This is a genomic window from Pseudomonas sp. 9.3L (assembly GCF_058536285.1).
This window is the reverse complement of the sequence record NZ_JBZUBK010000001.1, coordinates 924,163-936,837: the sequence shown is the minus strand read 5'-3', so window position 1 is coordinate 936,837 and position 12,675 is coordinate 924,163. Positions and strand designations below refer to the sequence as shown.

Below are 12,675 nucleotides of genomic sequence, written 5' to 3'. Positions count from 1 at the left end.
GGCCCCTAGCGTTCGATCAGCGCGATGCGCTTGTTATAAGCGTTCATGAGCAACGAGATACTGATACTGATGGCCAGGTAGACGCTCATGGTGATGGCGATCACCTCGATGGCCTGGCCCGTCTGGTTCAGTACGGTACCGGCGAACAACGAAACCATCTCCGGGTAGCCGATACCGGCGGCCAGCGATGAGTTCTTGGCAAGGTTCAGGTACTGGCTGGTCAAGGGCGGAATGATCACCCGCAGCGCTTGCGGGATGATGACCTTGCGTAGCGTAGGGCCGTTACGCAAGCCCAGCGACCGCGCGGCTTCGGTCTGGCCGTGGCTGACCGAGTTGATGCCTGACCGCACGATTTCAGCGATAAAGGCGGCTGTGTACACCGTGAGGGCAAGGGTAAGGGCGAGTAACTCGGGGATCATCACCCAGCCGCCAACGAAGTTGAAGCCCCGCAAGGCGGGCACTTCCCAGTGGAACGGCGAACCGAACAGCAACACGCTCAAGCCGGGGATGACCACCAGGATCGCAAGCCCCGCCCACCCTTTATGGAAAGGTTGGCCAGTGGCTTCGAATCGACGGTTGGCCCAGCGCACCATGGCATAGACGGCGATCAACGCCACGACCACGCTTGCAACGAACGCCCAGAACCCTTCTGCCAGGTTGGCACCGGGCATGTTCAAGCCACGGTTGCTGATGAAGAAGTGGTCACCAATATTGATGCTCCCTCTTGGCCCCGGCAGGGTAAGAAACACTGCGAAGTACCAGAAGAGGATTTGCAGCAACGGCGGGATGTTACGGAAGATCTCTATATAGACGGTGGCCAGCTTGTTGACCATCCAGTTGTTGGACAGTCGCGCCACGCCAATCAGGAAACCCAACAAGGTGGCCAGCACGATCCCGATGAAAGTCACCAGCAGGGTGTTGAGTAGCCCGATCAGGAAAACGCGGGCATAGGAGTCTGATTCCACGTACGGGATCAGGTGCTGGGCGATACCGAACCCTGCGCTGCGGTCGAGGAAGTCGAAACCTGAGGTGATACCGCGGTGCTGCAGGTTGGTCTGGGTGTTGTCGAACAGGTACCAACCCAAGGAGACCACCGCTACTACGGTGATGACTTGGAATACCCACGCACGCACTCGTGGATCAGTCAGGGAAAACCGGCCGGTTTTCGCGCTGGGTGCGCCGATGTGTTTTTGCATGAAATGCCCCGAGAGAAAACGGACGATACAGCGGGTTTAAGCGCCAAGGGCTGACTGGAAACGCCAAGGCAGGCGCCGGCGCGAATCGATCGCGAACTGCGCCTGCCTTGGTATCCATTGCGCCACTATTGCGCTGGCGAGTTAGGCCAGCGCTCCAGGGTTAGCGCACAGGTGGTGCGTACATGATGCCGCCGTGGGTCCACAGAGCGTTCATCCCACGGTCGATTTCCAGCGAACCCTTGCCCAGGTTCTTCTCGAAGATTTCCCCGTAGTTACCGACTTGCTTGACGATTTGCACAACCCAGTCCTTGTTCAAGCCCAGGTCCTTGCCGTATTCACCGTCAGCACCCAGCAAGCGAGCAACGTCTGGGTTCTTGGTGCTTTTGGCTTGCTCTTCAACGTTCTTGGACGTTACGCCAGCTTCTTCAGCGTTGAGCATGGCGAACAGGCTCCACTTCACCACGTTCAGCCATTCGTCGTCGCCCTTGCGGACCACTGGGCCCAGCGGCTCTTTGGAAATGGTTTCAGGCAATACGACGTAGTCAGCCTTGGACGCCAGCTTGGAGCGCTGTGCGTACAACTGCGATTTGTCGGAGGTGAGCACGTCGCAACGGCCGCTTTCCAGCGACTTGGCCGATTCATCGGAGGTGTCGAAGGTGATAGGGGTGTACTTCAGGCCGTTGGACCGGAAGTAGTCGGACACGTTGAGCTCGGTGGTGGTACCCGCCTGAATGCAGATGGTGGCGCCGTCGAGCTCTTTAGCGCTTTTCACGCCCAGCTTGTTGTTCACCAGGAAGCCTACGCCATCATAGTAGGTGACACCGGCGAAGATCATGCCCATGCCTGCGTCGCGGGAGCTGGTCCAGGTGGTGTTGCGCGACAGCACGTCGATTTCGCCGGACTGCAGCGCGGTGAAGCGCTCTTTGGCGTTCAACTGGCTGAACTTGACCTTGCTGGCGTCGCCAAATACAGCAGCGGCGACGGCGCGGCAGACGTCTGCGTCGATGCCAATGATCTTGCCGGTGGAGTCTGGGACAGAGAAGCCAGGAAGGCCGTCACTCACGCCGCACTGGACGAAACCCTTTTTCTTTACGCCATCCAGGGTAGCCCCTGCCTGAGCGAAACCTGCGGCACCGAACAGCGCCGCAGTAGTCAGTACTGCCAGGGTGGATTTCAACATCTTCATTCAAACCTCCAATGGGCTCTTGTTGTGTCCAAGCGTGTGTTACCCCGCACCTTTGTGAGGCGACCTCAATCCGGGTTGGCTTCGTTTTGGGTCGAACGGGGTAACCTGCAAGTGAATGCAGCCTATGCGCCACCGCCTGCGATACAGGTCACCCGCGACGTCTAGGGTCGCTAGGGCGGCCTTCCCCCTTCGCAGGTGTTACCGATAGTGAGGTGCGGCTCCATTCGCCAATAGTTTTAGCAAACGGCGTACCATACTGCCACCCTTAAGTGATTCACACGTCGTCAAGGCCCAAACGTTCAGCCAGGCGACGTTTTGTTCACGAATATACAAGTGCCGCCCTGATCAGGCGCACCGATTCGATCCCATTAGCACCAAGATGGAGCAAACATGACCGAAACACTGATTCTTGAGCCTACCCAACCAGCCGATGCCTGTGTCATCTGGTTGCACGGCCTGGGGGCCGACCGTTTCGATTTCCAACCTGTGGCGCAACTGCTCCAGGCCGTATTGCCGAGCACGCGTTTCGTGCTGCCTCAGGCACCGACACGCGCGGTGACCATCAATGGGGGTTATCACATGGCGAGCTGGTACGACATTCATGCCATGACGCCTGCGCGCGCCATCGATCGCGGGCAACTGGACGCCTCGGCTGAACAGGTACTCGCGCTGGTCGATGCTGAAAATGCCAACGGCATCGCGGACAACCGGGTAGTACTGGCAGGCTTCTCCCAAGGAGGCGCGGTGGTACTGCATGCGGCCTATGTCCATGCGTCTCGCCCCTTGGCAGGCGTTATCGCGTTGTCTACCTACGCGCCCAGCTTTGGTGAGCAGCTTGCAGTGACGACCGTTCAGCAGGCCGTGCCAGTATTGAACCTGCATGGCACCCAGGATGGCATCGTGCTTCCCGACATGGGGCGCGCCGCCCACGACAGGCTCAAGGAAGCAGGCGTGGCGGCCCAATGGCGGGACTATCCCATGGAACACGCTGTGAACGAGACAGAGATACGGGACATCGCCACCTGGCTGAAGGGCCGCCTCGGCTGAGCGCGGCCGAGCGCGGCACTACGCCGCGCTCGATTCTTGCATTACACTGCCAGCGAACAATTACTTACAGCCAACGACGAGATGACCGTGCTCAAAGCACTCAAGAAAATGTTCGGCAAAAGCGAGGCTGAGCCGCTCGCCGCCGCACCGGCTTACACCCCTGATACGCAAATTCACCGCCCTGCTCCGGCGTCCACGAGCGCCGCCGCGTCCATTGCTCTGGATACCGCAACGCACGAACGGCCTCGCCGCCCCGTGAAGCCCGTACCCCGGCCGGTGCCGGTCAAATGGTCGCTCGATGATTTTCAGGTGCCCCCCGAAGAAGGGAAAACCCGTTTTCACGATTTCGTATTACGCCCCGAAGTGATGCACGCCATTCACGACCTGGGTTTCCCTTACTGCACGCCGATTCAGGCGCAGGTATTGGGCTATACCCTCAAAGGCCGCGATGCCATTGGCCGCGCTCAGACCGGCACCGGCAAAACCGCTGCCTTTCTGGTTTCTACCATTAGCCAGCTACTGCAAACGCCACCTCCGGCCGAGCGCTATATGGGCGAACCCAGGGCCTTGATCATCGCCCCCACACGCGAACTGGTGGTTCAGATCGCCAAGGACGCTGCTGGGCTGACCAAGTACACGGGCCTGAATGTGATGACCTTCGTCGGCGGCATGGATTTCGATAAACAACGCAAGCAGCTCGAAGCCCGCCATTGCGACATCCTGGTTGCCACACCCGGGCGCCTGCTGGATTTCAATCAGCGCGGTGAAGTGCACCTGGACATGGTCGAGGTCATGGTGCTGGACGAAGCCGACCGCATGCTGGATATGGGCTTCATCCCCCAGGTGCGGCAGATCATTCGCCAGACGCCGCCTAAAACTGAACGCCAAACCATGCTGTTCTCCGCGACCTTTACCGAGGACGTGATGAACCTGGCGCGGCAGTGGACCGTCGAGCCGGCCATTGTTGAGATCGAGCCAGAACAGGTCGCCAGCGATACCGTAGAGCAGCATGTGTATGCGGTGGCGGGAAGCGATAAATACAAGCTGCTGTACAACCTGGTCAACAGCGAAGGTTGGAGCCGCGTCATGGTCTTTGCCAACCGCAAGGATGAAGTACGACGGATCGAAGAGCGCCTGGTACGCGACGGTGTGAATGCTGCGCAGCTGTCCGGGGATGTTCCCCAACACAAGCGCATCAAAACCCTGGAAGCGTTCCGCGAAGGCAAGGTTCAGGTGCTGGTGGCAACCGATGTCGCAGGCCGTGGGATTCACATCGACGGCATCAGCCATGTCATCAACTTCACCCTCCCGGAAGACCCGGAAGACTACGTTCACCGCATCGGCCGTACCGGGCGGGCTGGAAGCAGTGGCGTGTCCATAAGCTTTGCAGGCGAAGACGACTCGTACCAGCTGCCAGGCATCGAAACCTTGCTGGGCCGTAAGATCAGCTGCGAGATGCCGCCGGAGACGTTGCTTGCCGCGGTGCCGCGCAAAGCTTGACCTCCTGACTGCACTCACCAACTGCCGTTGGCTCCTACCGTCGATTACCACGTAGGAGCTAGCGAAAAGGGCTAAACCCAGGCCTCACCAACGCCCCGCCGCGTCTTGATCGCTTGCCCGGCCTTCGACCCAGCGGGGGCCGTCGGTTGTAGCTTCTTTTTTCCAGAACGGCGCACGGGTCTTGAGGTAATCCATGATGAACTCGCACGCGCTGAAGGCGGCTTGCCGGTGGGCGCTCGCGCAGGCCACGAATACGATAGGCTCGCCAGGGGGCAGCTCGCCAATCCGGTGAATCACCCTCACCCCCACCAGCGGCCAACGCCCCTTTGCCTCCAGCACAATGGCTGCCAAGGCTTTTTCCGTCATGCCAGGATAATGCTCCAGGAACAGCCCGGCCACGTCGTGGCCGTCGTTGAAGTCCCGTACATACCCCACAAAACTCACTACGGCACCGATACCCAACTGCTGCTGGTGCATGGCGTTGAGCTCAAGCCCTGGATCGAAGGGCGAGGCCTGCACGCTGATAACCATCTCAGCCTCCTGTCACAGTAGGAAAGAACGCCACTTCATCCCCATCGAGCAATGGCTCATCGAGGCTACAGAGCGCTTCATTGCGTGCGCACATCAGGTTACCCGCAGCCAGCGCAGCGTGGTTACCGTCAGTGGTGAGGTGATCTCGCAGCGCGCGTACCGTAGTGAACTCACCCTCTACCTGCTCGCGCTCGCGACCGAGCGTTTCGCGCAACCGTGCGAAGTACAGCACTGTAAACTTCATGCGGGCACCGCCTTGAAATCGCCACTCTTGCCACCGCGCTTTTCAAGCAACCGCACCGCTTCGATAACCATGCCTTTGTCCACGGCCTTGCACATGTCGTAGAGCGTGAGTGCAGCTACGCTAGCGGCCGTCAAGGCTTCCATTTCTACGCCTGTCTGCCCTGCCAGCTTGCATCGAGCCCGGATGACCACTGTATCGGTGCCCTCCCCTGCCAGCTCTACTTTTACGCTGGTAAGCATCAGGGGGTGGCACAGCGGAATCAGGTCGCTGGTTTTCTTCGCCGCCTGAATACCGGCAATCCTCGCTACGGCGAACACATCACCTTTAGGGTGGGCGCCTTCGGCGATCATCTGCAACGTAGCAGGTAACATGCGTACCCGCGCTTCGGCCACGGCTTCGCGTTCGGTGACCGCCTTAGTGGTCACGTCCACCATGTTGGCCCGGCCTTGAGAATCTAGATGAGTGAGCATGGCTCGCTCCTGCAAAAAACGATGGTCAGTGTAACGCAAAAGGCCCCGTGGCAAGCCGGCAAGGGCTTGGCACAGGGCCTCTTTGAAATCATCCCGTAGCAGCAGGGCTTGCCCGCGACACTGACAACAGTCGCGCCAAGGCCAGCTATCAAGGATAAGCCATCACTGGGTGATGGATTTCACCGACACGCCTGGGGTGGCGACATTGGAGCGACCGTAGATGTCTTCGAAACGCTCGATGTCATCTTCACCCAAGTAGCTGCCCGATTGCACTTCGATCAGCTCGAGTGCGATCTTGCCCGGGTTGCGCAGACGGTGAACCGACGCAATCGGGATATAGGTGGACTGGTTCTCGGTCAGCAGGAACACGTTCTCGTCGCAGGTGACTTCGGCAGTACCGGATACAACGATCCAGTGCTCTGCACGGTGATGGTGCATCTGCAGCGACAGGCAAGCACCTGGCTTGACGGTGATGTGCTTGACCTGGAAGCGGCCGCCCTGATCCACAGAATCGTACGAACCCCATGGGCGGTACACTTCACAGTGGTTCTGAGTTTCGCTACGGCCCATGTCGTTCAGGGTCGCAACCATGTTCTTCACGCCTTGGACCTTGTCCTTGTGGGCGATCATCATGGCGTCGCGGGTTTCAACCACAACGATGTTGTCCAGGCCGATTACCGAGACCAGCTTGCCATTGCCGTGAATCATGCAATTGCGGCTGTCCTGGATAACCACGTCGCCTTTGGTGACGTTGCCGTTCTCGTCCTTGGCCTGAACCTCCCACAGGGAGTTCCAGCAGCCAACGTCGCTCCAGCCGGCGGTCAGCGGCACTACGCAAGCGCGCTGGGTCTTTTCCATCACAGCGTAGTCGATGGAGTTATCTGGGCAGCAGGCGAAGCTGGCTTCGTCGATGTCAACGTTGCCGCCTTCGTGTTGGCTGCGCTCAAGGGTCAGCAGGCAGTTGTCGTAGATGTCCGGATCGTGCTTTTTAAGCTCTTCCAGGAAGCGGCTGGCACGGAACAGGAACATGCCGCTGTTCCAGAAGTAACCGCCTGCGTCTACGAATTCCTGGGCGCGCTTGTCATCAGGCTTCTCGACGAAGTGAGACACACGGCTCACGCCTTCAGGCAGCAAGGCATCGTTGGTGGACTTGATGTAGCCATAGCCGGTTTCCGGGCGAGTAGCCGGCACACCGAACAGGACCATTTCGCCACGCTCTGCGGCAACGGTGGCCAAGGCCAAGGCGCGCTGCAGGGCTTTCTGGTCTTCGATCACGTGGTCAGCCGGCAGTACCAGCATCAGGTCATCGTGGCCGTCGTTTACCAGTTTCATGGCGGTCAAGGCCACGGCGGGTGCGGTGTTGCGGCCGAAGGGTTCCATCAGGATGCCCTGGGTTTCGAGCTTCAGCGCGCTAAGTTGTTCGTTGACAATGAAGCGATGGTCCTTGTTGCAGACCACGATCGGCTTATCCATGCCTTCGAACACCAGACGCTCCAGGGTTTGTTGGAAAAGCGTGTGCTTTCCCGTCAGCGCCAGGAATTGCTTCGGGAACTGCTTGCGCGACAACGGCCAGAGACGGGAGCCGCTACCACCTGACAAGATCACCGGAATCATAGTGTTTCTCCAAGAATTACGTAATGAGATGACTGTGTTATTTCTACCGCTTCGTCTACTTGTTGTTCCATGCCGGCCGCCCTGAGAGCGGCCGCGCAACCACCGCTATCAGCGGTTGGAAACTGGACGCTTGACCCATACTGGGGTCAAGCTGCTGCCTTGGCCGGTCACGTACAGCACGGTAGCTTCACCGCGCTCAAGGGTAACGGCTGGAGCATCTGCAACCTTGGTGGCACCGTCGAACAGCGCGAACGACACCTTGACCGGATTGATTTCACGGTCGCCGCTGGCGTTAGGCGCAACGGCTGGAATTACTTCTTTACCATCGGCAGTTTTCAGCGAGAGCGGTTTGTCGCTCAGGTTCTGTACACGTACCAGGGACTTCTGCTTGTTGTTGAAGGCTTTCTCTTCAACCAGCTTGGACGTACCGGATGCCATCTTCACGATGGTGTAGTAGTGATCGCCAGCGAGGTTCACCGGCAAGCTTTCGCTACCCAATTTTGCGGTGTATTGGCCGCCTGGCATGAACTCGAAATCATTGCTGCCTTTCGGGCTGATTTCTGCAGGCTTGCCATTGCCTACGGTCGACGTAAGCTCGGCATTGCTTGCGTTAAACACACGAACGAACGCAGAACCTTTAGGGGCAGTAGGGCCGTACAGAGCACCATCACCGGCCGCGAATGCCTGGGTGGACAGCAAGCCGAAACCTACAGCCACTGCGCATGCCTTGGCGATGCGGGAAGTGCGAAGGGCAGTCTTGAAAGTCTTAGCGGTCATGTGCGTTCCTCTCGGCTATATAAAAACATAAGCCGTTATCAATTAATTTCAGTTGTTCTGACCAACGGCCAGGCTCTGATTACTTTCTTGAGACTTCTTCAGTTCAGCGATCCATGCAGGATCAAAGCCGCTGAGATCATTCTTCATCGGCAAGTAGCGCTCAGGGAATTCCCAAACTATTACTTGCGGCGGGTTATTCTTGAAGCCGTCGCTCTGCAAGTAGTTGAGCATGGGCAGAATAGGGCCGTGCCCTTCTTCGGCGTAGTTAACCACATCACTGTGTAGCGACTCCTTCAGGGCCCCCAGGAAGTTCCAGTGCGGGTTGGCACTGTAGCTGGTGCCTACCAGCCCAACCGGGATATCGCTGTCGCCAAACAGGCTGTCTTCATTCTCCACTGCGCCTTCGACAGCGTGAGTTGTCTTTTGTTGCAAACTATCTGGCTCAGGAAGCAAATTTGTGAAGAGCGGGTCCAGAGGCAGGAATGTAGTCAAGTCACCCTTATAAGGTTTGGGTTGTGCCGCTTCGGTTACATATGTGACGGGCTGCACATTAATCAAAGAGTGTGCCGAGAAAACGGCGCCAAGGTTGCGCGCGACAACTTCTGCACCCAGTGGTGTCCAGTGCGTATCGGTCCGCAAGAACACTTGGCCTTGAGCCTTCGCCTGCTGCATTGCAGCCATAAAGTCAGGGGCCAGGATACCCGCTTGCTTGGCCTGGGCATGGAATTGCTCATACAGGTCTTTATGCAAGGTAGCAGGCTGCTTGTCTGCGAAATGCTCAGGGTAGAGACGTGCCTTGGCCGGAATGATTGCCATCACCAGCTTGACGTTGCTCTGTTGCAGTCGGTCGCGTACACCGCGAATCAAGTCGAAGTTTTCTTTTTCGACCTGATCAACGTTAGCGACGGGCTTGAACTCCTCGTCAGTGAACAGCCACTGGTCCTTGCCCAGCACCACACCTGGGCGCCCCTCGTGGAAGACGGTGTAATCCACCGCCGCCCAGAGGTTAGTGCCCAGGCGCTTGATGGGAAACTCTTCGTCGTAATGAGTTTCCACGGCTTTGGTAAGCCTGCCGTTGAAGAAGGTCATCTGCGCCGTTCGTTCGAAGCTACCGAACGACACCAGTGACCAGAGCCCCATCAGCACCAGAATGCCGAAGAACAGGGCGATATAGAGGATACGTAATGAACGTGTCATGGTCGGCTCGCTCAGAACTGGAAGTAAAGGAAAGGCGAGAAGCTCTGCGCCGACAGCTTCAGGATCGAAGCCACGAACAACAGCAGAATCGCCGCACGCATGAAGTAACGTGGCCAGTCAGCTACCCAGTAGGCAGGCTGTACCTGGTGGCCTGCCGCATGAGCCTGAACGATGGCCGGCTCGTCCCCGGGGACCGCCTTGATCTGCCCAGGTTGCGCGGTGGCTGGGCCGTTGGCTTCGATCGCTCGCTGACGCTGCGCTTCGGCTTTTTGAGCGCGGGCGTTGATAGGTGCCTGATAGAAATCACGCAGCCCGAATATCGCCATCGTGACGTAGGCCACTGCCAGGGTCGCGATCTGCAGGCCCGTCAGGTTGGCACGGTTGAGTTCAGACAAGCTCCACTCGCCGAAGCTGAACATCGCGTGGTACATGCGCATGGCCACATGAACGTTTTCAGCGCGGAAGATCACCCAGCCCAACACCACCAGCAAGAAGGTAAAGATCCACTTGATAGGGTTGAAGCGCCGAGGTGCGGCATCGATGCCCAGCGCACGCTCGATGGCCAGCCACAGGCCATGCCACATGCCCCAGATGATGTAGGTGAAGTTCGCCCCGTGCCACAAGCCGCCCAGCAGCATGGTCAGGAACAGGTTGCGATAAGTGGCGAAGGTGCCGCCCCGGTTGCCGCCCAGGGTGATGTACAGGTAGTCGCGCAGCCAGGTCGACAGGCTGATGTGCCAGCGACGCCAGAACTCAGTGATGGACTGGCTAATGTACGGCTGCTTGAAGTTCTCCATGAAACGGAAGCCCATCATCAGGCCAAGGCCGATGGCCATGTCGCTGTAGCCGGAGAAGTCGAAGTACAACTGAGCGGTATAGGCCAGTGCCCCAAGCCAAGCATCGCCGGTGGTGGGGTCCGACAAGGCAAAGGAGTGGTCGGCGACCACCGCAATGGTGTCGGCGATGAACACCTTCTTGATAAACCCTTGCATGAATCGGGTCGCACCCTCGGAGAATTTATCCAAGGTATGTGTGCGATGGTTGAACTGGTCGACCAGGTCCTTGAAACGCAATACCGGGCCTGCGATCAAGTGCGGGAAGATCGCAACGAACGCTGCGAAGTCGATCAGGTTACGGGTAGCGGGCGTATCGCCACGGTACACGTCGATGATGTAGCTGATCGACTCGAAGGTGTAGAACGAGATACCAATCGGCAAAATGATATGGGTGAGGATGAACGGCTCAAGGCCGAACGAGGTGATGATCTGGTTCAGGCTATCGACGCCGAAGTTGGCGTATTTGAAGTAGCCCAGCACCACCAGATCCACCGCTACCCCGAGCAACAGCCAGCGCTGCGCAGCCTTGGTGCGAACACCGTTCGCGCCTATGCGTAGCCCAATGAAGTAGTTCCACAACGTAACCGCAGCGAACAGCGCGAGGAAGTCGACGCGCCACCAGGCGTAAAATATGTAGCTCGCTACCAACAGCAGCAAGTTGCGATAGCGAGTTCCGCTCAGGTAGTACAGGCCAAAAAAGATCGGCATGAACAGGAACAGGAACACGTTGGATGAAAAAACCATCCCGATCTCTCCTTGTTTTTGCACAATGGGGGCCTCTATAGCCCCCCCATACCCCCCAGCCGCGGCCAGGGGGGAAGTACGAAAGGGCCATACGCCTTAACTGACCCCCTCGCTCGTTAACTACCGAAGCAGCGGCTGACAACGCAGCCGCTGCCGCAGCAGCACATGTTTCAGACTTACTCGTCGTCTTTGTCGCCCTTGTCGCCTTTACTGCCCTTCTCGTGTTGCGGGTCGAAGGTACGGGTCAGATCGCCACCAAGACGGAAGGTCTTGAACGGCTCCATGTCATGCTTGCGCGACAAGGTGTCCGGGCTGCAGTCATAGAGGGTGCAGTAGGGTTCGAGCCAGGCATACTTGCTGTCGATCTTCAGATCGGTCATGTCCTGTTCTTCGCCATTCTTCTGCTCGAACTCTTCAGGTTCCTTGCTGCCTTCCAGTACGCGATCACCCAAGCGCTTGAGCGCGCCGTTGTTTTCCGGGCGAAGGTCCACACCGTTGGCCTGGGCGAAGCTAGCAATCATTGCCAGCGGCGGCAGGGCATAGTTGTGGTACGCCAAGGCGCGCTTCTTGCGCTTGAGCTCGTTGGGCAGGAAGCCCTGGTCATCGACCTGGTTGGCCGCGACCTTGAATTCCTTGATTGCCCAGTCGAACAGGTCACGCCGGTCGGTCACGATGGAAGTGGCCATCACCGACCAGGCAGCCCAGTACGAATGGTTGTTGATCTTCTCCAGCGGCAAGTTGCTCCAGTCGCTGACCACTTGATCGGCCATGCGCGCAAACCAGGCTTCGATCTTCTGGGTCTGAGCTTCATGACCTTGCAGCGGGTGCGATTGGGAGAACTTCAAGCGCAGGTAGGACGAGGACATGCTGCCCAGGGCCCACTTGCGCATCGATTTACCGGTGTGGTTGAAGTCCTTGGACATCAGTGCATTGGCGTCTGCCCAAGTCGCCAGCCAGTTCAGCGCGCAATCCAGCTCAGCGGGCTTGCCGTCGCGCATGAACTGCATAACCTGCTTGCTGATGCCGCGCTCCATGGTGGTGATGTCTTTGGTAGAGTCGCGGAATGCTTTCTCTGACACCTCATTGAGCGTGGCACGTGCCTTGTCCGAGCCCTCGTACTTGCTGCGGAATTGCAGCGAGCCGGTGTACGGCGTTGGCGCAGCTGGGCAATCGTAACTCCCGCCTTTCCCTGGCTTCTCGATGCCGTCGTAGTATCCGTGTGGTGGAACCAGGCCCGCAGCGTGAGCTGCGGAGCCAAACATGGCGATGCCCAGCAACGCCGGTGCCAGCAGGCGGCGGACGGCGCGGGGATTCAAGCGAGAAGTCAACATAT

The 12,675-nt window shown here is 58.4% G+C and carries 12 protein-coding genes; 2 read left to right on the top strand and 10 right to left on the bottom strand.

Going from position 1 to position 12,675, the window contains the following annotated elements; translation table 11 throughout:
* Positions 1-5 precede the first annotated feature (5 nt).
* Together AC4LE2_RS04245 and AC4LE2_RS04240 are read right to left on the bottom strand one after the other, a co-directional pair.
* Positions 6-1,196: an amino acid ABC transporter permease gene (locus AC4LE2_RS04245; RefSeq protein ID WP_491824293.1), complete on the bottom strand. Its 1,191-nt coding sequence runs from the start codon at positions 1,194-1,196 to the stop codon at positions 6-8.
* Positions 1,197-1,356: 160 nt separating this feature from the next.
* Complete coding sequence (locus tag AC4LE2_RS04240; protein ID WP_491824291.1) at positions 1,357-2,382, bottom strand: amino acid ABC transporter substrate-binding protein; 1,026 nt, start codon at positions 2,380-2,382, stop codon at positions 1,357-1,359.
* 390 nt (positions 2,383-2,772) lie between these two features.
* On the opposite strand from AC4LE2_RS04240, the gene AC4LE2_RS04235 reads away from it, so the two are divergent.
* On the top strand, positions 2,773-3,429 hold the full coding sequence (locus tag AC4LE2_RS04235) for an alpha/beta hydrolase (protein ID WP_491824290.1): 657 nt from the start codon (positions 2,773-2,775) through the stop codon (positions 3,427-3,429).
* An 81-nt stretch (positions 3,430-3,510) separates the two neighbouring features.
* Complete coding sequence (rhlB, locus tag AC4LE2_RS04230) at positions 3,511-4,929, top strand: ATP-dependent RNA helicase RhlB (RefSeq protein WP_491824288.1); 1,419 nt, start codon at positions 3,511-3,513, stop codon at positions 4,927-4,929.
* An 84-nt stretch (positions 4,930-5,013) separates the two neighbouring features.
* Here rhlB and moaE read toward each other — a convergent pair whose 3' ends face one another.
* The 8 genes from moaE to AC4LE2_RS04190 form a co-directional block, all read right to left on the bottom strand.
* The gene (moaE, locus tag AC4LE2_RS04225; protein ID WP_491824286.1) at positions 5,014-5,460 is read right to left on the bottom strand and encodes a molybdopterin synthase catalytic subunit MoaE; all 447 of its coding nucleotides are present in this window, start codon (positions 5,458-5,460) and stop codon (positions 5,014-5,016) included.
* Position 5,461: 1 nt separating this feature from the next.
* Complete coding sequence (gene moaD / locus AC4LE2_RS04220) at positions 5,462-5,704, bottom strand: molybdopterin converting factor subunit 1 (RefSeq protein ID WP_491824284.1); 243 nt, start codon at positions 5,702-5,704, stop codon at positions 5,462-5,464.
* Complete coding sequence (moaC, locus tag AC4LE2_RS04215; protein WP_491824282.1) at positions 5,701-6,174, bottom strand: cyclic pyranopterin monophosphate synthase MoaC; 474 nt, start codon at positions 6,172-6,174, stop codon at positions 5,701-5,703. Before moaC ends, moaD begins: the two co-directional genes overlap by 4 nt.
* Before the next feature lie 162 nt (positions 6,175-6,336).
* Positions 6,337-7,788 (bottom strand): mannose-1-phosphate guanylyltransferase/mannose-6-phosphate isomerase, encoded by a 1,452-nt coding sequence (locus tag AC4LE2_RS04210; RefSeq protein ID WP_491824280.1) that lies wholly within the window; start codon positions 7,786-7,788, stop codon positions 6,337-6,339.
* Between the two features lie 108 nt (positions 7,789-7,896).
* Positions 7,897-8,565: an alginate O-acetyltransferase AlgF gene (locus tag AC4LE2_RS04205; RefSeq protein WP_491824278.1), complete on the bottom strand. Its 669-nt coding sequence runs from the start codon at positions 8,563-8,565 to the stop codon at positions 7,897-7,899.
* Between the two features lie 48 nt (positions 8,566-8,613).
* The gene (locus AC4LE2_RS04200; RefSeq protein ID WP_491824277.1) at positions 8,614-9,762 is read right to left on the bottom strand and encodes an alginate O-acetyltransferase; all 1,149 of its coding nucleotides are present in this window, start codon (positions 9,760-9,762) and stop codon (positions 8,614-8,616) included.
* 11 nt (positions 9,763-9,773) lie between these two features.
* Positions 9,774-11,342, bottom strand: a complete 1,569-nt coding sequence (locus tag AC4LE2_RS04195; protein ID WP_491824275.1) for an MBOAT family O-acyltransferase — start codon at positions 11,340-11,342, stop codon at positions 9,774-9,776.
* Positions 11,343-11,518: 176 nt separating this feature from the next.
* Positions 11,519-12,673, bottom strand: coding sequence for a mannuronate-specific alginate lyase (locus AC4LE2_RS04190; protein WP_491828038.1), 1,155 nt, complete (start codon positions 12,671-12,673; stop codon positions 11,519-11,521).
* Positions 12,674-12,675 lie beyond the last annotated feature (2 nt).